We start from the raw sequence: 18,956 nt of genomic DNA, 5'->3' as shown, positions 1-18,956 counted from the left end.
TGCACGGATTGTCGCCTGTGCGTGTTCCAAAAGGGAGAAACGATGCCTGCTGCCCCCCAGATTGGCGCCCCCGTGGCTGGTGCCCCGCTGATCGGCGCGATTGAGGCCGGCGGCACCAAGTTCATCGCTGCCCTGGCCACGCCCGAAGGTGAAATCCTGGCGCGCACGCGCATTCCTACACAGACACCCGAAACCTGCTTCCCCGCGCTGGCTGATTTCTTTGCCCAAGCGCAAGAAGAACATGGCCCGGTCGCCGCCTTTGGCGTCGCCAGTTTCGGCCCGATCGACATCGATCCGGCCTCGCCCGCCTATGGCACGTTCACCACCACGCCCAAGCCGGGCTGGCAGGGTGCGCGCTTCCACGATGTGCTGGGCCAGTTCGGCGCGCCGATCGTGGTGGATACCGATGTGAACGGCGCCTGCCTGGGCGAATGGATGAAGGGCGCCGGGCAAGGCTGCCGCACTTTGGCCTATACCACCATCGGCACCGGCGTGGGCACTGGCGTGGTCAGCAATGGCCGCTCCCTCATGGGCATTTCGCATTTCGAAAGCGGGCATATCCTGCCCCCGCGCGATCGCGCCGCCGATCCCTTTGCCGGATCGTGCCCTTATCACGGCGATTGCCTGGAAGGGTTGGCGTCCGGCCCGGCGATCGAAAAACGCTGGGGCAAGAGCCTGGATCAACTGGCCGGCGACCGCGCGGCCGTCGATCTGATCGGCGGCTATATCGCGCATCTGGCGGCCACGCTGGTGCTTCTGCATATGCCCGATCGCCTGATCTTCGGCGGCGGTGTCATGAAGGCACCCGGCCTGGTGGAATCCGTCCGCCGGCAGACCGAGGCGAAGCTCAACGGCTATGTAAGCCATCCGCGCCTTGATGCCGGGCTGGCCACCTATATCGTCACGCCGGGGCTTGGCGACGATGCCGGCATCACCGGCGCGATCGCGCTGGGCTGCCAGGCGCTGGACGTGGCGCTGCCCGGCTGACAAACCGGGCGCCCGCCGCCAGAACATGAAAAACCCGGCAAGGTCAGATACCTTGCCGGGTTTTTTGCGACCCGATCGAGATCGTGGTGGCCGGGATTGAGCCCGGCCCCCACCACATCCCGTCAGAACTTGTAGCGCACCGCCGCGGTCATCGTGCGGCCCAGCATGGCGCTGTTGTCGAAGATCGCCTGGTTGGCGGCCAGGCCACCGGTGCCGGCGGCCACCGCGATCGAACCGTTGTTGGCGCGATAGCCCAGCGTGTTGAACAGGTTGTTGACGTTGAAGCTCACTTCCAGCTTGTCGGCCGGACGCACCTTGACGAAGCTGTTCACGAACGTGCGGCCCGGCGCGGTGTAGCCACCCGAAACCAGGAAGTTGGACTGACCGCTGGCCGAGAAGCCCACGGCCGCAACCCCGGCGTCATAGCTGGGCGAAACCAGCCAGGTCCACTTGGGCATGGCCACCGGGGTGGTCTTGGTGCCAACGTTTTCAGCGTGAGTATAAACCACGTAGCCATCGAGCGAGAACTTGCCTGCCGAAACCCCGGCCGATGCTTCCACGCCATAAGAGTGGTAGATCGCGTCGATGAACGGGCTTTCCCCGCGCGAGGGCGCCGTGAAGTCGTAATTGCTTTCCTTCACTTGCGCGCGATAGAGCGTGACTTCGGCGTGATAGCGCCCGCCCGCCACGTTGCCGCGCTGCTTGAGGCCCAGTTCCTGCTGGCTGACATAGTTGACCGACAGGTGATCGCCGCCCGCCGTCAGCTTGCCATCGGCGGTGAAATTGGCGTTGTTGTAAAGCAGGCGGTCGGCGTTGAAGCGGCCACCGCGGCTGACGCGCACGAACACGCTGGTATCGCTGCTGACTTCGTAGAGCGCACCGAACGACCAGCTGACATAACCCTTGGTGTAGTTGAGCAGGTTAGCCGGGGTGGAGCTGGTGTTGTAGGCCGGGATCGAGGCCGAACCGAGTGCATCGGTCACCGTCACGTTGGCGACCTGTTCGGGCGCATAGGCGGCGCCCGAAGCCTTGACGCTGTCATAGCGCACGCTGGCGTCGAGGTTCAGGCGGTCGATCTGCCCTTCCAACTGGCCATAGAGCGCATCGTCGGTATAGCTGACGTCGTAAGAACGCCCGCCACAGCAGCCGCCCCACTGGTTGTTGAAGCCGGTGAGGCCATTGGCGGTGAGCTGGTTGCCCGAGGAATCGAACAGGTCGAGCGGCACGGGGTTGCTGGAACCGTTGAGCGACTGGGTGACGTTGTTGATCCGCCAATCCATCGCGATGGTCTGGCGCATGTGGAACCAGCCGGCGTTGGCCTTGATCTTGGCGTTGTCGCCCACGTCGAACTTGCCGCTGAACGTCAGGTCGTTCACCAGGCTGCCCACGTCCTTCATGTCGACATAGGCCTGCGCGCTGTTGCTGACGAAGCGGCCGGTGTAGACCTGCCCGGCATTGGGGCCGGCGGCATAGCGCAGCGTGCCGCTGCCGGCGACCGAGGCGGTGGTCGCTTCGCCGGTCCACTGGTTGGCGAAGGTGCCGCTCATCGAGGTCCAGCGGGCCTTGTCGGTCACGGTGAAGGCGGGGGTGAATTCATAGTGGAATTCGCCGCCCAGCGCGGTTGCCACCGGATGGATGCCTTCCATCGCCACGGTGCGCACGTTGCCGTTGGCATCGAGGATCTGGAAATTCTGGTTGTAGATGCCGGTGGAGGCATACTTGCGCGCGTCGACGCCGTCGAACGTGCTGTAGCCGGTGATCTTGTTGCCCGAGAGCGTGACCAGGCTGGGCATCGAGGTAAAGGTCGGCTCCTTGTCGTCCAACCGCTTGAAGTTGAAGCGGATGTAGCCCTTGCCGTCGTCAAAGTCCTTGGTGATGTTGCCCTTGATCTGATAGCCGCTCTGCGCCTTGTAGGGCAGGTGCGTGGGGCCGTTGCCGTCGATGGCATAGCCGCCGAGGTGGAAGCGCACGCTGTCCGACAGGTGGCCGCCGTAATCGAAATCGACGCGCGTTTCGCGATAGTTGAGCGCCTGGCTCAGGCCGATTTCCCCGCCGTCACGCTCGCCGGTCTTCGACACGTAGTTGATCACGGCACCGGGCGCCTGGCTGGAGAAGGTGGAGGCCGAACCGCCGCGCACCGCTTCCACGCGGTTCACGTTGTTGTCGAAGCGCACCCAATAGTCGTTGTTGCCGAACTGGATATCGCCGAACAGGGTAACCGGCAGGCCATCTTCCTGCAGGCCGACATATTCCGAACCGCCGGTCGACACGGGAATGCCGCGCACGCCGATGTTGGCGTTGCCGCCGGGACCGGCGGTGTCCTGCACGTTGAGGCCGGGGATCGTGCGCAGCACTTCGGCCTGCGAACGCGGGGTGAAATTGGCCACCGCTTCCTGGTTGATCTGCGAAACCGAGATCGACGAAAGCTGGGCAGACTTGCCACCGGCAGCGGCCGTCACCACGATCGGCGCCACATCGGCGGCGTCATCGGCGGGCGCGGCGGCCGGCTGGGCATCCTGGGCCAGGGCAGGCGCAGCGATCAGCGCGCCGGCAAGGGCGGCAGCAGACGCACACGACAGATAGGCGGACGGCTTCATCAGGTACTCTCCCATGAACACGTTCCCGCATGCGGCGCGGGAATCGATGGATTGTGTGATAAGCAGCACTACAATCGTTTGCAATGCCGATTTTGGACATATGCAAAGGATTGCATCGCCAGCTGACACTTTGCTGCAAGCTGTGGCATGGCTGCATCAGTGGCTCCCCTTATGCTTTCTGCTGCGCCATGCCGGAATTATGCCCTGCACCTTGCTTTCAAAGGTTGCCCAGTTAAAAGCATCGCCATGACAGAAACGTCCAACGACAAGCCCGCAAGAGAGGGAAGCAAACCCAGGATCCGCAACATCGCGGAACTTGCGCGCATGGCAGGGGTTTCGGCGGGCACCGTTTCGCGCGCACTTGCCGGCAAAAGCCTGGTCAATGCCGAAACGCGCGAACGCATCCAGGCGATTGCCCGCGAACACGGCTTTCGCCCCAACCAGATGGCGCGGCGCCTGCGCACCCAGCAGACCGGGGTGATCGGGGTGGTCATTCCGCTGGGCCACGAGCGGCGCCAGCACATTTCCGATCCGTTCTTCATGACGCTGTTCGGCCATCTGGCCGATGCGCTGACCGAAAGCGGGCACGACCTGATGCTTTCGCGCGTCATCCCCGGCGACGATGAATGGCTCGACCGCATCGTGGATTCCGGCATGCTCGATGGCGCGCTGGTGATCGGCCAGTCCAACCAGATGGACGCGATCGAAAAGGTGGCGGAGCGCTATCTGCCGATGGTGGTGTGGGGCAGCCACCGCGAGGGGCAGATCCACTGCACCGTGGGCACCGACAATCGCCTGGGTGGCCACTTGGCGGCGCAACGCCTGCTCGACCAGGGCAAGCGGCGGCTGGTGTTCTTTGGCGATACCGGCGCGCCGGAAATTGCCGATCGCCTGGCCGGTGCGCGCGATGCCGTGGCGGCCTGCGCCGATGCGCCGGAAATGCGCGCATGCTCCACCCACTTGTCCAATGACGAAATTCCCGAGCAGGTGGCCGGGCATCTCGACGAACTGGGCAACTGCATCGACGGCATCGTCTGCGCATCAGACGTGATCGCCATGACCACGTTGCGCCTGTTGCACGAACGCGGCGTGCGCGTGCCGCAAGACGTGGCCGTAACCGGGTTCGATGATGTGCCGATCGCCACGCAGACCGTTCCGCGCCTCACCACCGTGCGCCAGGATATTGCCGGCGGTGCCCGCGCAATGGTCGATCTGCTGACCCAGCGCATTGCCGGGGTGGAAACCCCTTCCACCATCATGGCCCCCGAACTGGTCGTGCGCGAGAGCGCCTGACCAGTTCAAAGAGCCCAGCCCGGGCACCCTGCCCCGCCTTATGGCGCGACCGTGACGCGATCGCCCTCGAACACCAGGGCGAACACCGGCGCCGGCGTGCCGCCGAATTGCGCGCGCAGCAGTTCGGGATGGTCGGCCAGCTTGCGCCCGGCCATGCCCCAATAGTCGATGAAGCTCCACACGGTGCCTTCGCCGGTCACCCACCAGCTATAGGTCTGGCCCGGTTCTCCGGCCGGATTGGGCGCAACCAGGCCGCTGCCGTTCAGCTGGCGCCAGGGGCCGGTCAGGCTTTCGGCGACCATCCCATAAAGACCATTGGGCCCATCGACCGCACCGGGAGCGAACGTGTGGCGCTGGGTGGACCAGAACAGGTAGTAATGCCCGTCGCGCCACACCACGCAGGGCCGCTCCATCTCGTTGTTGGTGCCGATCGCCTCGACCAGCGGGTCTTCCAGCAGCCAGCCATCGGCGGTCAGCGTGGCCAGGCCAACGAGCCCGTTGTGCGGATTGCTGGTCCAGGCGGCGCTGCCGGTGAACACCACGTGGGCCTTGCCCGTGGCGGGATCGCGGAACCAGGCGGGATCGCGAAAGGCCTTGATCGAGCCAGGCGCAGGATTGGTGATTTCCTGGCGATCGGCGACATAGCGCACGCCATCGGCGGCGACGATCTCTTGCGGCGCCTGCCATGTCCCGGGGCCGTCGGTGCCCAGCGTGCCCGGCACGGCAAACAGCCGCTGCTCATAGGAAAATGCCCCGCCCTGGCGCCCGGCCACGGTGTAGAACAGCGTCACCGAAACGCCGTCATCCATCAGCACGGCGCAGCCCGCCCATTCGCGCGTACCGGGGTTCAGCCCATCTGGCAGGGCATTGCCGTGATCGCGCCAACCGTCGTCCCCATGGGACAGCAGGCGGATGCGCGCCACATCGTGCCGCTGCACGGGATCGGGAAAGCAGGGTGCGCTGAGGAAAAACCACCAGGTGCGCCCGGCGTGCACCGCCGTGCGCCCATCCTCGTGCGCCAGGGGCCAGCAGTCCCACAGGTCCAGCCCCGGCATGATCGGCGCCACATCGGCCGCCGTAACCAGCGGAATTTCCGGGACCGGATCATAGCCATGGGGCTCCCACCGACTGGGCTGACGGCGCAAGATCTGAGCAATCGATTGCGCATCGGAAACGGACGAAAGGGGATCGGCGGACATGCGACCTCGTGCAGGTTGGCGCGTCAGGCGCGCAAGGAAGGAGAGAAGGGGCGTGGGGATCGGGGCATTGTCACGTGGCCTCGATGGCAAAGATCGCCACGGTCTGGGCATTCATTGGCGGCAGCGGCAGGCCGGCATGGGCCAGCCAACTGCCGGTCATCGCCACCGGGGCATCATGCATCGCCCGGTGCAGCGCCGTGGTGGGGGCAGCGTGCCCGCCGGTGCCGCCGGCCAGGCGCAGCAGCCGCACGTTCAGCACGCCCTGCCCGGCCAGATGGGGCAGGCGCAGCGGCTGGGGCCGGCGGTCTTGGGCTGGCGCACGGCGGATCACGAACAGCAGTTGCCGATTTGGGGCGCCCTGCGCCTGCCAGACCAGGCCATCGTTGCCCTCGCCCAACCAGACCTGGCCGCCATGCAGTAGATCGCGCCATTCACGGTGAAACGCGATCCAGCCGGCAAGGTCATCGCGCTCGGCAGGCGCGAGCGTGCGCGGATCCATTTCCACGCCAAAGTGCCCCGGCAGGGCCACGGCCGCGCGGAACGCCAGCGCCTGGGCCCGCCCGGTGGCATGGGCCGGGCTGGCGCCGACGTGGCTGCCCATCATTTCCGGTGGCAGGAAGGCCAGGAAGCCGCGCTGGATAGCGACACGGCTGACCGCGTCGATATTATCGCTCGTCCAATAGCGATGCACGAACGGCGCCATGCCGGCATCGCTGCGTCCGCCGCCACCGGCACAGGCCTCGATCTCCACTTTGGGATGGGCGGCGCGTAGCCGGGCCAGCAGGTCGTAGAGCCCACGCACCTGGGCGGCTCCACCGGCGGGGGCCAGGTCGCGGTTGTGGTCCCATTTCAGATAGCCGATCGGCACCTCGCGCAGCAGTCGATCGAGGCAGCCGAACAGGTAATCGCGCACCGCGCCCAGCGACAGGTCGAGCACGAGCTGGTTGCGCGCCGTGGGCCGCGCGCGCTCTGGCAGCGCCAAGGCCCAATCGGGATGCGCACGATACAGCGCGCTGTCGGGATTGACCATTTCCGGCTCAACCCACAGGCCGAATTCCATGCCCATGGCGGTGATCTGGTTGGCGAGCGGCGCCAGGCCTTGCGGGTACTTGGCTGGGTCTGGCGTCCAGTCGCCCAGGCCAGCGGTATCGTCGCCGCGCCCCACGAACCAGCCATCATCCAGCACGAAACGCTCGATCCCGATCTGCGCGGCGGCTTGCGCCAGCGCCAGGATGCGCGCCTCGTCGTGATCGAAATAGCAGGCTTCCCACGAATTGAGATGCACCTTGCGCGGCGCCATGGCGCCACCCGGCCAGCGCACCATGGCGCGCACGGCGGCATGAAACACCGCCGTGGCGCCGTTGCGCCCCTCGTCGGAATAGACGGCCAGCGCCTCGGGCGCAGACCAACTCTCGCCAGGGTGCAGCACCACTTCGCCCGGCGCGAGCCTTGCTCCGGCGAGGGCCACGAAAAAGCCTTCGTCGTCGCGCTCCACGCGGATCACGCTGTCGCCCGACCAGCACAGTTGCAGGCCATGAACCGCGCCCGTGGCGTGGCCGGCGCCCTCCCCCAGCACGAACAGGCCCGGCGGCCCGCCGTGGCCGGCAATCCCGCGCCGCCCTTCACGCACCCACGCCTGGGCCGGCATCGGCTCTACCTGCTCGACGAGTTCGGCATTGTGGCGCCCGCGCCAGGATACCAGCCGCGTCGCATCGGCGGGCAGCGGCAGCACCGCGCTTGCCAACCAATCGAGCGTGACGGGCGCGGGGCCGGTGTTGGTCAGCGTGGCGGCCAGGCGAAATCCGCCCCGGCCATCGCCCATGATCGTCTGCACCAGCCGCACGCCGCGCGCCGCATCTTCCAGGCGGATCATCGCGCCGTCGCTGGTGCGCGCCCAATCGCAATCGGTCCAGGCCACGGCGATGCCCCTGCCCGCGCCATCGCGCAGCCTGAGCGCGGCAGGGCCGAACCAGCCCAATCCATTCAGCGGTGCGGTATCGAGCGGAACGTCCTCATCCAGCGAGAACGAGGCTGGCCCGCGCATGTCGGCCAGCGAAGGAAGCCCGGCCGGATCGGCGAACGCGCCCCAGTGGCGCCACGCGGGTGCGCGGCCGGCGCGCGGCTCCAGCACGATGGCCGCCGCGCCGCTGGTCAGGTTTAGCAAGAGCGGGCTCACGCGGCTGCCTCTGCCAGGCGCAGCGCCTGCGGGCGCCCTTCGCGCACCCAAAGCACCGAAAACGCCGCCGCGATCAGCAAGGCACCGCACAGCGAAAGCATATTGCCCGGATCGCTGCCCAGGACATGGGCATAGACGCCCAGGCCCAGCTTGACGAAGCCCAGGTCAAGCTCGCTCATCACCACGGCGAACAGCAACATGGGGATGACGATCATCATGTTGAAAATACCCATGTAAACCCCGGTGCGCGCCGGCGGGATGGAGTTGGTCAGGATGGCATAGGGATTGCCCATGATGCTGCCCCAGGCCAGGCCCACACCCACGGCCGGCACGAACAGCAGCGCCTTGTCGGTCACGTGCGGCAGGGCCAGCATGCCAAGGCCGCCGGCCATCAGGCACAACGCGTGCAGCGGCCCGGGCCCGATGCGGCGCACCAGCGGCACCATGGCAAAGGCGGTGACAAACGAAATGCCGTTATAGAACGCAGCCATCTCGCCATTGGTCAGAACGGCGCTGTGGAACGCCGAGCTGTGTGCGTCGGCAGTGTGATAGACCGTGCGCGCGATGGAATAGGTGACGTAGAGCCAATAGCCCGACATGGCCGACCACTGGAACAGGCTCATCAGCCCGAGCTTGCGCATGGCTACCGGCATGGTCGCGATGGCGTCGGCAATTTCGGCCAGGGCCGCGCCGAACCCCTTGGGCGCGGCTTCGATCTGCGCGCGTTCCTGCACGGTCAAGGGCAGTTCCGGCACGCGCCACACCGACCACAGGATAGTGACCAGCGAGAGCACCGCGCCCAGCGTGAAGACCACGCGCACGGTATAGGGAATGCCATGGGCATCGACCCAGTCCTGGTTCATGCCCAGCCCCACTAGGATCGAGGGCGTCAGGAACGCAAGCATTTGGGCAAGACCGGTAAAGGCGCTTTGCGACAGGAAGCCGGTCTGCCGCTGGTTGGGATTGAGCCGGTCGGAGACATAGGCCCGATAGGGCTCCATCGTGATATTGTTGCCCGCGTCGAGCAGCCACAACAGCGACGCCGCCATCAGCACCGATGATGACAGGGGCATCAGGAACAGGCCCAGCGCGCACAGCACCGCGCCGATCAGGAAATAGGGCGTGCGCCGGCCCCAGCGGCTGGCGGTGCGATCCGACAGCGCGCCGATCAGCGGCTGCACCAGCAGGCCGGTGATCGGCCCGGCCAGGCCCAGCAACGGCAATTGCGCCTCGTTCGCGCCCAGATAGCTGTAGATCGGCCCCATGTTGCCTTGCTGCAGGCCAAAGCTGAACTGCAAGCCCAGGAAACCCAGGTTCATTTCCAGAATCCGCGCCAACGACAGATGCGGCCGCACCGGGCCCGCGATGCCGGCTCCGGCGCTGCTGGGCCCTGTTTCGGCCGGATTGTGGGCAATTTCCATGACGCTCTCCCAAGGGGCTTCACCGGCCCTTCGCAAGCACCATGGCACAGAGTTCTCCGCCTTACAACAATCGATTGCATTCATCCGCCATACATCTTCGGCAGGAAAGCAGCGCGAACCGCAAGAATAAGAAATTTCCCGCGAAGGGTTTTCCCGACCCCCTCGTTAAGCGGGTGTCCCTCATCCCTCCCTCCCACTGATGGACCCTGACGAATGCCCCTTGCTCACTCCGAATTCCGCCCAAACCCCAACCCCAACCACGCCGGCCTGCGCTTTGCCCGCAACGAGGGGGCCATGCCCGCTTCGGCTGCGGCCAGCGGCTATGAACCGGCAACCCGCCGCACGCACGACGCGCGCATAGCCCTGCTCGACGAAGACCAGCAGACCCGCGACATGCTGCGCGAATACCTGGAAGGCCAGGGCATGCATGTGATCTCCGTCGCCAACGGCACCGAACTGCGCCATCTGGTGGCGCAAGAACCGATCGACGCGGTGATCCTCGATGTCATGGCACGTGGCGAAGATTCGCTCGGCCTGCTGCGTGAAATGGCCGAACAGCCCGGCACGCCCCCGGTCATGCTGCTGTCTGCCGTGGCAAGCGACATCGATCGCATCGTCGGCCTCGAACTGGGTGCCGATGACTACCTGGCCAAGCCGTTCAACCCGCGCGAGTTGCTGGCCCGCCTGCGCGTGGTGCTGCGCCGTGGCCATGCTGCCAACGCGCGCGCGGCCGCCACGCCGGTGCTTACCTTTGCCGGTTGGGTGCTCGATCCCACGTTCTACGTGGTGCGCGATGCGGCCGGTCGCGACGTTGACCTGACCAGCGGCGAATTCAAGCTGCTTCATGCCCTCGCCACCAACGCGGGCCAGGTCGTCAGCCGCGAAGCGCTGCTGCGCCTGGTTCATGGCGACGAAGCCGAAGCGTTCGATCGCGCGATCGACGTGGCGGTTTCGCGCCTGCGTGCCAAGCTGGTGCGTCATGGCGGCGGCGCCTTGATCCGCACCGTGCGCGGCGAAGGCTATCTTTTCGCGGCACGCATCTGAACTCCTCGCACCCGGCGCCTCCCTCAGCGCCGCGGTGCGGTTCGCGCGTGGAAATCGGGCGGCTTGTTCGCAATCCACGCAAGAAACCGGGAAAGGGCTGCATCCTGCGACAATGCAGCCCGGTCCCAGCCAAGCCTTGCCAGTTGCGCATTGTCGAAACAGGCGTGAACCGTGCGATGGCAGATCGGATGCAAGGGCACGACCTCGCGCCCGCCCCGGCTTTTAGGCACGGGATGATGCCATTCCACCTTGCGGCCCAGCGGCCGCTGGCACAGCCAGCACGCCCCATCGGCCGAAAGCGGCCTGCCGTTTTCCGGGCCTTCCGCATCGGGCCGAATGCGTTGCTTGCGCCCGCGCGGGTCACTGCGCATTAACCATTCCTTGAACCAAGCCGCCCTAGGTCTCGGCCTCGATCAACAGCCGGGGCAGTGCATTCCACGATGCCAGCAGCAACCATCAGCGACAAGAGGCGCCAGGGCTGCGACGCGTCGCGCCGCTTTGCGCTGCGCCGCTGGATGCGCAGGCATCTGCCGGGCGTTGGCCCCCGCCTATTGGCTGCCGACCGCCGGTTGCGCGCAGTGGTGGCGCGGATCGATCAAGTGGGCGGGCGTTGGCTGGCGCGCGACGCAGCCTGGGCGGTGGCGGTGGCCGCCGTGCTCTGCCTGCAGATCGTGCTGATCGCCACCCATCGCCCCTGGCTGGATGAAGCCCAGGCCCTGCAAATCGCCGCGCAGTCGGCCGATTGGAGCGACCTGCTGGCGACCTTGCGCTATGAAGGGCATCCCGCGCTGTGGTATGCGCTGCTCCGTGCCCTTGCGGCGGTGCTGCCCGATCCGCGCTGGGTGCTGCCGCTGGCAGCGGGGCTTCTCGCCCTGCCGGCGCAACTGGCTATCCTTGCCCGCGCCCCGTTTGCTCGAACGCTGCGCCTTGCGCTCGCAATCAGCCCGTTTTTCCTGTTCGAATTCTTTACCTTGTCGCGCAGCCTGACATTGGGCGTGGCATGCGCTCTGCTGGCCATGGCGCTGTGGCAGCGCGGACAGTGGGCCTGGCCGTTCCTCGTGCTGTTGCCACAATGCGATTTCCTGTTCGGCGTCATTGGCCTCGTTCTGGTCGGGCTGCGCTGGCAGGATCGCCGCTGGTCGTGGCCCTGGTCGATCGTGTTTGCGGCATCGGGCATGTTGGCCGCCTGGACCGTACGGCCCGCGTCCGGCATGGTGCCGGCAGCGCCCCTGCTCGGCCCCTTGACGGGCTTTGCCACCTGGCTGGCCAACATCGGCACTTTGGCGCTGCCGCTGCAATGGCGTGACGGTGGCTTGCACTGGAACAGCCCTCCACCGCCCGTGCTGGGCGCGCTGGCGCTATGCGTGTTTGCTTTCATCATCACGATGGAACTGCGCCGCCGGCCGCAGGACGCCTGGATCATGGCCGGCTTCATGCTGCTCACCATGGCCTTTGGCGTCATGGTCTATGTCTTGTCGCCGCGCCACGTGATGCTTGGCGTGCTGCTGCTGGTCTTGCTGCTATGGCATCGGCGGCTGCGCGGCGGCCCTGCACCCGCCTATGGCCTGCGCGCCTGGGCCTATGCGGCAGGGGCTTGCGGCCTGGTCTGGGCCGCAGCCGCGCTGGCCGTGCCGTTCGATCGCTCTGCCGAAGCCGGGGCGTTCATTCGCAGCCATGGCCTCGCCCAGGTGCGGTGGTTCTCCCACCCCGACGGCAACGGGCAGCGCATCCACATGCAGACCGGCATCGTGTTCGAACGGCTTGGCCGTCCCTGCGGGCAGCAATGGGTGCGCTGGGACAATCCGGTCAACCGAACCCCCGTGCGCGATGCCGCCTTTTCAAGGCTGCTCCGCGAAGCGGTTGCCACCAACGGACATTTCTATCTGCTGTCGGAAATGAAGATAGCCGATCACCAGCCCTTGATCCGCCACCTGGGAATGGTGCCCGGCGGCCTGGGCGTATCCGACTTTCACTTTTACGAAATCGGCAGCGACGCGCCCGAAGGCCGGGCGCGTACGCCTTGGTGTGGCCCAGTGCTGCGCCCGATCGGCCGGTTCTAATGGCGGGCCCAGCCTCGCCGGAGTCGTGCCGGCGTCACCCGATCACCGCTATTTTAGGAAATCCTGAAGGTTTCCCCCGTATTCACTACGTCTACCAAGCCGTTCCTGACCATTGTCAGGCTACGGCGCCATGGAACGAGTTGACAGGAAAAGACGCATGAGCGCTTTTGGCCGGAAGACAGGTTTGGGTGGGACCGCCGCCGCGCGCCCTTCGTTCGGCGTTGCGCGACCGATGAAGGCCGGTGACACGGCCGCTCCGGTGCCGATGGGCATTCCCGAACCCAGCCCGCTGCCCGGTGCGAACGACGACATGGGCGGCAAGCACGCCGACGCCATGAGCCGCCTGGCCGAACGCATCAACGGCGTGGTCGACAACACCTACCAGGCCGAAGGCTTCGAAGCCTCGGTCCACAAGATCAAGGAACAGGTGCTGCCGCGCCTGCTCGAACGTGTCGATCCCGAAGCGGCCGCCACACTGACCAAGGATGAACTGTCGGAGGAATTCCGCCCGATCATCATGGAAGTGCTGGCGGAACTGAAAGTCACGCTCAACCGGCGCGAACAGTTCGCGCTGGAAAAGGTGCTGATCGACGAACTGCTCGGCTTCGGCCCGCTGGAAGAGCTGCTCAACGATCCCGACGTGTCGGACATCATGGTCAACGGGCCGGAGCAGACCTACATCGAAAAGAAGGGCAAGCTGCAACTCGCCCCGATCCGCTTCCGCGATGAAAGCCACCTGTTCCAGATCGCGCAGCGCATCGTCAACCAGGTGGGCCGCCGCGTGGACCAGACGACGCCGCTGGCCGACGCCCGCCTGAAGGACGGCAGCCGCGTCAACGTGATCGTGCCGCCGCTTTCGTTGCGCGGCACCGCGATTTCCATCCGTAAGTTCTCCGAAAAGCCGATCACGCTCGATATGTTGCGCGATTTCGGTTCGATGAGCGACAAGATGTGCACCGCGCTGAAAATCGCCGGGGCCTGCCGCATGAACATCGTCATCTCGGGCGGTACCGGCTCGGGGAAAACCACGATGCTCAACGCGCTGTCCAAGATGATCGATCCGGGCGAGCGCGTGCTGACCATCGAAGACGCGGCCGAACTGCGCCTACAGCAGCCGCACTGGTTGCCGCTGGAAACCCGCCCGCCGAACCTGGAAGGCCAGGGCGCGATCACCATCGGCGACCTGGTGAAGAACGCCCTGCGTATGCGCCCTGACCGCATCATCCTGGGCGAAATTCGCGGCGCGGAATGTTTTGACCTGCTGGCCGCGATGAACACCGGCCACGATGGCTCGATGTGTACGCTCCACGCCAACTCTCCGCGCGAATGCCTGGGCCGTATGGAAAACATGATCCTGATGGGGGACATCAAGATCCCCAAGGAAGCGATCAGCCGCCAGATCGCGGAGTCGGTCGACCTGATCGTTCAGGTCAAGCGCTTGCGCGACGGTTCGCGCCGCACCACCAACATCACCGAAGTGATCGGGATGGAAGGCGATGTGATCGTGACCCAGGAGCTGTTCAAGTTCGAATACCTGGACGAAACTGAAGAGGGCAAGATCATCGGCGAGTTCCGCCCTTCGGGCTTGCGCCCCTATACCCTGGAAAAGGCCCGCCAGTTCGGCTTCGACCAGGCGTTCCTGGAGGCCTGCCTCTAAGCGTCAGCCGGACAGGGCGGTGTGCAAGGCACCGCCCACCAGCACGCAGCCAAGGAAAAAGCACAGCACGTAGATCATCGTCCAGGGCATGCAGCCCACGCGATCGAGGTTCTGCCGCTTGGCGCGCCGGCGCTCCGCCATTCCCGCCCAGCACGCAATGGCCAGCAGCGCGCCGCCCACCGTGGCCGTGCCCTGCCACGGGCCCGTCCAAAGCCGCTGCCACAGCGCTTCCCAGTCGATCGCAAGCCAACGTTCCATCATGGCTGCGCCATGGCGACCGTCCGGCGCCCGCGCAAGAGGGCCGATGTCCGCACCTGTGCAATGGGCTTGCATAGAGCGCCGCTGCTCCCTAGGCGCGCGAGCCATGCGCGCGCACGAAAGACCGTTCCTGGCCCTTGGGCTCCGCCTGGCGGCCATGGCGATGCTGTCGCTGATGCTGCTGCTGGTCAAGCTGACGGGCGAGCGGGGCATGCCCTTGCCCGAAACGATGTTCTGGCGCCAAGCCTTCCCGGCACTGATGCTGCTCGGCTGGCTGGGTGCGCGCGGCGAATTGCGGCGGCTGCGCACGGCGCGGCTTTGGGTGCATTTCCGCCGCGCGATGATCGGTACCGCCGGCATGTTCCTTACGCTGGGCGTCGTGCAGATCCTGCCCTTAGCCGAAGCCACCGTCCTGGGCTTCACCGCACCGGTCTTTGCAGTCATTCTTTCGGCGCTCCTGCTCAAGGAAAAAGTCGGGCCCTGGCGCTGGACGGCGGTGGCCATCGGCCTGCTGGGCATCGTGGTGATTGCGGGGCCGGCCGAGGCCGACCTGCCCGTGCTCGGCCTGTGCGTGGGCATTGGCGCGGCGTTCATGGTCGCGCTGGTATCGATCCAGTTGCGTGACCTGGGGCGGACCGAGGAGCCCCTGACCATCGTGTTCTATTTTTCAGCGATGAGCGTGCCGGTGCTGGCGCCATTCCTGCTGCACACCGGCGTGCACCACGACGCGCTGGGTTGGCTCATGCTCGTCGGCATCGGCGTCACCGGGCTGGCGGCACAGCTGTTGATGACGGCAGCGCTGCGCTTTGGCCGGGTATCGAGCGTGATTGTCATGGACTATTCGCAGTTTGGCTGGGCCACGCTGTGGGGCTGGATCGTGTTCGATCACCTGCCCCCGCCCACGACCTGGCTGGGCGCGCCGGTCGTGATTGCCGCGGGCCTGATCATCGCCTGGCGCGAGCACGTGCGCCATCGTGCCCGCAACAGCATGGCGCCTGCGCCGCCCGTGCCCCCGGCCCCGTCGATCGCCTGAAAGGGCAAGGAACCGCATGCAGGCTGGCTCGTTCTGTGCGCGTTCGGAAAGGCTCGATCGGCCTTTCGTCCCACAGGCAAGGGAGCCTTTTTATGATGCGCAAGATCATCATCGCCGCCGCCATGGGCGGCCTGCTGCTGGGCACGGCAGCGTGCAATACCGTCAAGGGCGCCGGCAAGGACGTGCAATCGGTTGGCCAGGCCGGGTCTGACGCGATCAACGGCAAGTAATCGCGCTCTCGACTGAAATGGAAAGGCGCCGCAAGATCAGCATCTTGCGGCGCCTTTTTCACGTCGTTACGTCAGGTCTTCAGGCGCCCTGTGCGCTCCACACCAGGCGCGGCTTGCGTGCGGCGCGGGTTTCGTCGACGCGGCGGCGCGGGGCGAAGTGCGGCGCGGTCTTGAGCGCCGGATCGCCCGCCTTGGCGCGGGCGCCCAGGCTTTCCATCGCAGTGATGAACTGGTCGAGCCCCGCCTTGCTTTCGGTTTCGGTCGGCTCCACCAGCATCGCCCCGTGCACCACCAGCGGGAAATAGACCGTCATCGGGTGGTAGCCCTCGTCGATCAGCCCCTTGGCCAGATCCAGCGTGGCAAAGCCTTCGGCAAAGTTGTCATCGCTGAACAGCGCTTCGTGCATGCAGGGGCCGGCCGCGCCGAACGGCGCGTGGAGCACATGCTCCAACCGGCGCAAGACATAGTTGGCATTGAGCACGGCGTCGCCCGAAGCCTGGGCCAGGCCATCGGCCCCATGGCTCAGGATATAGGCCAAAGCGCGGCTGAACATGCCCATCTGCCCATGGAATGCGCACATGCGGCCAAAGGCCTCAGGTGCCTCGGCCGCCCCTTCGGCTTCCTCAACCAGACGCAGCACGCCGTCGCCGCCCGCCACCACGAAGGGCAAAGGCGCAAAAGGCGCCAACGCTTCGGACAAGACCACCGGCCCAGCACCTGGCCCGCCCCCGCCATGCGGCGTGGAAAAGGTCTTGTGCAGGTTGATGTGCATGGCGTCCACGCCCAGGTCGCCCGGCCGCACCCGGCCGACGATGGCGTTGAAGTTCGCGCCATCGCAATAGACATAGCCACCCACGCCATGCACGGCATCGGCAATGGTCTTGAGATCGCGCTCGAACAACCCGCAGGTGTTGGGGTTGGTGATCATCACGCCGGCCACATGCGTGCCCAGCTTGGCGATCAAAGCGGCGGTGTCTACCCGGCCATCGTCGCTGGCGGGGATCGATTCCACCTTGAACCCGGCAAAGGCGGCGGTGGCGGGATTGGTGCCATGGGCGCTTTCGGGCACCAGGATCACGTCGCGCTTGTCGCCCCGTGCATCCAGCGCGGCGCGGATCGCCAGCAGGCCGCACAGCTCGCCATGGGCGCCGGCCTTGGGCGTCATCGCCACGGCGGCCATGCCGGTCAGCTTGACCAGCCAATCGGCCAGTTGGTCGATCACCTTGAGCGCGCCCTGCACCGTGCGCACCGGTTGCAGCGGGTGCACGTCGGCAAAGCCGGGCATGCGCGCCACTTTCTCGTCCAGGCGCGGGTTGTGCTTCATCGTGCAACTGCCCAGCGGGAACAGCCCCAGGTCGATCGCATAGTTCTGGCGCGACAGGCGGGTGTAATGCCGCACCGCTTCCGGCTCGCTCAGGCCCGGCAGATCAACCGGCGCGGCGCGCAGGGCAAGGGCCGCCAGCGGCGATCCGGGCACCTGGTCGAAATCGACGCCGCAGTGGTCCATGCGGCCCACTTCGAACAGCAGCGGCTCTTCCAGGTGCAGCGCGCGGTTGCCGGTTACGGTTTCGGGCGCATCGAGGGCGGCGGCAACGCGCTCGCCCATTTCGGGCCGCCAGCCCGAGGGATTGAGAACGGTCATGCCAATACCTCCGCAAGCGCGGCCGCCAGGGCCGCGATGTCTTCCTCGCTCGTCAACTCGCTGGTCGCCACGATCAGCGCATTGGCTAGGTCTGCCTGGCCCGGCACAAGGCGCGAGAGCGCCACGCCGCCCAGCACCCGGCGCGCAGCCAGGGCATCAACCACTTCGGCCGCCGGGCGCGGCAGGGTGACGGTGAATTCGTTGACGTAGGTTTCGTTCACCAGCGCCACGCCCGGCACGGCGGCCAGGGCTTGGGCGGTCTGCACCGCGCGCAAGTGGCTGGCGCGGGCCATGCGGGCCAGCCCTTCGCCACCCAGCAAACTCAGGTGGATGCTGAATGCCAGGGCGCAAAGCCCTGAATTGGTGCAGATATTGCTCGTCGCCTTCTCGCGCCGGATATGCTGCTCGCGCGTCGACAGCGTCAGCACGAAGGCGCGCTTGCCATCGGCATCCACCGTTTCGCCACAGAGGCGGCCCGGCATCTGCCGCACGAACTTTTCGCGGCAGCCGAACAGGCCCAGGTACGGCCCGCCAAATTGCAGGCCCACGCCCAGCGATTGCCCTTCGCCCACCACGATATCGGCGCCCAGCGTGCCGGGGCTTTCGATCAGGCCCAGCGCCACCGGTTCCGTCACCACGGCGATCAGCAGCGCGCCCTTGGCCTGGGCAGCGGCGGCGATGCGGGCGACATCCGGAATGCGGCCGAGCACGTCGGGGTATTGCACCAGCACGCACGAGGTTTCGCCGTCGATCGCGGCAATCACCGTATCATCGTCGGGCGCGGCAGTCAGTTCCGGCTTGGCCGTGATCAGCTTATCGCCGGTGAACCGCGCCATGGTCTGCGCCGTGCCCACGTAATGCGGGTGGAGGCCGCCCGAAAGCACGGCCTTGCTGCGGCGGGTGATGCGGCCCGCCATGGCGATCGCTTCCCAGCACGCGGTGGAGCCATCGTAGAGCGAGGCATTGGCCACGTCGGTGCCCAGCAGGCGCGCCACCTGGGTCTGGAATTCGAACAGGACCTGCAAGGTGCCCTGCGCGATTTCCGGCTGATAGGGGGTGTAGGCGGTGAGGAACTCGCCGCGCTGGATCAGGTGATCGACCGTGGCGGGCACGTGGTGGCGATAGGCCCCTGCCCCCAGGAAGAACGGCACCTGGCCGGCGGTGAGGCTTTCGGCCGAAAGCCGCGCCATGTGCCGCTCCACCGCCATTTCGCTGGCATGGCCCGGCAAGCCGGCAATCGGCCCGGTCAGGCGCGCGTCGGCCGGCACATCGGCAAACAGCGCGTCCACGTCGGGAACCCCGATCGTGGCGAGCATCTCGCCACGATCATGGTCGCTCAAGGGAAGATAGCGCATGCGT

General features: G+C 66.4%; 16 protein-coding genes. 8 read left to right on the top strand and 8 right to left on the bottom strand.

What is annotated here, in order from left to right:
* The first annotated feature begins 42 nt into the window (after positions 1-42).
* Entirely contained in the window at positions 43-987 is a 945-nt protein-coding gene (locus FHT19_RS07205) for an ROK family protein (protein ID WP_169474425.1), read from the top strand.
* Positions 988-1,109: 122 nt separating this feature from the next.
* Here FHT19_RS07205 and FHT19_RS07200 read toward each other — a convergent pair whose 3' ends face one another.
* A complete protein-coding gene (locus FHT19_RS07200; protein WP_169474424.1) occupies positions 1,110-3,584 on the bottom strand; it encodes a TonB-dependent receptor in 2,475 nt (824 codons plus the stop codon).
* A gap of 13 nt (positions 3,585-3,597) precedes the next feature.
* Here FHT19_RS07200 and FHT19_RS07195 point away from each other — a divergent pair, with 13 nt between their 5' ends.
* Positions 3,598-3,834 (top strand): hypothetical protein, encoded by a 237-nt coding sequence (locus FHT19_RS07195; protein WP_169474423.1) that lies wholly within the window; start codon positions 3,598-3,600, stop codon positions 3,832-3,834.
* The gene (locus FHT19_RS07190; RefSeq protein WP_168554893.1) at positions 3,831-4,877 is read left to right on the top strand and encodes a LacI family DNA-binding transcriptional regulator; all 1,047 of its coding nucleotides are present in this window, start codon (positions 3,831-3,833) and stop codon (positions 4,875-4,877) included. Before FHT19_RS07195 ends, FHT19_RS07190 begins: the two co-directional genes overlap by 4 nt.
* Positions 4,878-4,915: 38 nt before the next feature.
* Here FHT19_RS07190 and FHT19_RS07185 read toward each other — a convergent pair whose 3' ends face one another.
* The 3 genes from FHT19_RS07185 to FHT19_RS07175 form a co-directional block, all read right to left on the bottom strand.
* Positions 4,916-6,076, bottom strand: a complete 1,161-nt coding sequence (locus tag FHT19_RS07185) for a glycoside hydrolase family 68 protein (protein WP_169474422.1) — start codon at positions 6,074-6,076, stop codon at positions 4,916-4,918.
* A gap of 70 nt (positions 6,077-6,146) precedes the next feature.
* Complete coding sequence (locus tag FHT19_RS07180) at positions 6,147-8,252, bottom strand: alpha-galactosidase (RefSeq protein ID WP_248290303.1); 2,106 nt, start codon at positions 8,250-8,252, stop codon at positions 6,147-6,149.
* Entirely contained in the window at positions 8,249-9,571 is a 1,323-nt protein-coding gene (locus FHT19_RS07175) for an MFS transporter (protein WP_169474963.1), read from the bottom strand. The genes FHT19_RS07180 and FHT19_RS07175 overlap by 4 nt, the downstream gene beginning before the upstream one ends.
* Positions 9,572-9,886: 315 nt before the next feature.
* On the opposite strand from FHT19_RS07175, the gene FHT19_RS07170 reads away from it, so the two are divergent.
* The gene (locus FHT19_RS07170) at positions 9,887-10,717 is read left to right on the top strand and encodes a response regulator transcription factor (RefSeq protein WP_248290302.1); all 831 of its coding nucleotides are present in this window, start codon (positions 9,887-9,889) and stop codon (positions 10,715-10,717) included.
* 23 nt (positions 10,718-10,740) lie between these two features.
* Here FHT19_RS07170 and FHT19_RS07165 read toward each other — a convergent pair whose 3' ends face one another.
* Positions 10,741-11,088 carry an HNH endonuclease gene (locus FHT19_RS07165; protein WP_348981752.1) on the bottom strand — a complete coding sequence of 116 codons (348 nt, stop codon included), beginning with the start codon at positions 11,086-11,088 and terminating at the stop codon, positions 10,741-10,743.
* Positions 11,089-11,157: 69 nt separating this feature from the next.
* Here FHT19_RS07165 and FHT19_RS07160 point away from each other — a divergent pair, with 69 nt between their 5' ends.
* On the top strand, positions 11,158-12,777 hold the full coding sequence (locus FHT19_RS07160; protein ID WP_169474421.1) for a hypothetical protein: 1,620 nt from the start codon (positions 11,158-11,160) through the stop codon (positions 12,775-12,777).
* Positions 12,778-12,934: 157 nt separating this feature from the next.
* The gene (locus tag FHT19_RS07155; RefSeq protein WP_168554890.1) at positions 12,935-14,434 is read left to right on the top strand and encodes a CpaF family protein; all 1,500 of its coding nucleotides are present in this window, start codon (positions 12,935-12,937) and stop codon (positions 14,432-14,434) included.
* Positions 14,435-14,437: 3 nt separating this feature from the next.
* On the opposite strand, the gene FHT19_RS07150 is transcribed toward FHT19_RS07155, so the two are convergent.
* Positions 14,438-14,695, bottom strand: coding sequence for a hypothetical protein (locus FHT19_RS07150; protein ID WP_169474420.1), 258 nt, complete (start codon positions 14,693-14,695; stop codon positions 14,438-14,440).
* Positions 14,696-14,798: 103 nt separating this feature from the next.
* On the opposite strand from FHT19_RS07150, the gene FHT19_RS07145 reads away from it, so the two are divergent.
* Positions 14,799-15,725 (top strand): DMT family transporter, encoded by a 927-nt coding sequence (locus tag FHT19_RS07145; protein WP_169474419.1) that lies wholly within the window; start codon positions 14,799-14,801, stop codon positions 15,723-15,725.
* Between the two features lie 92 nt (positions 15,726-15,817).
* Complete coding sequence (locus FHT19_RS07140) at positions 15,818-15,955, top strand: entericidin A/B family lipoprotein (RefSeq protein WP_168554887.1); 138 nt, start codon at positions 15,818-15,820, stop codon at positions 15,953-15,955.
* A gap of 79 nt (positions 15,956-16,034) precedes the next feature.
* On the opposite strand, the gene gcvPB is transcribed toward FHT19_RS07140, so the two are convergent.
* Together gcvPB and gcvPA are read right to left on the bottom strand one after the other, a co-directional pair.
* Positions 16,035-17,597 carry an aminomethyl-transferring glycine dehydrogenase subunit GcvPB gene (gene gcvPB, locus FHT19_RS07135; RefSeq protein ID WP_169474418.1) on the bottom strand — a complete coding sequence of 521 codons (1,563 nt, stop codon included), beginning with the start codon at positions 17,595-17,597 and terminating at the stop codon, positions 16,035-16,037.
* Positions 17,594-18,952, bottom strand: coding sequence for an aminomethyl-transferring glycine dehydrogenase subunit GcvPA (gene gcvPA / locus FHT19_RS07130; RefSeq protein ID WP_169474417.1), 1,359 nt, complete (start codon positions 18,950-18,952; stop codon positions 17,594-17,596). Before gcvPA ends, gcvPB begins: the two co-directional genes overlap by 4 nt.
* Positions 18,953-18,956 lie beyond the last annotated feature (4 nt).

The sequence above is a fragment of the Novosphingobium sp. SG919 genome (assembly GCF_012932495.1).
GTDB classification, from domain to species: domain Bacteria; phylum Pseudomonadota; class Alphaproteobacteria; order Sphingomonadales; family Sphingomonadaceae; genus Novosphingobium; species Novosphingobium rhizosphaerae.
Note: the sequence above shows the minus strand (reverse complement) of the source record. Positions and strands in the feature narration are given on the sequence as shown.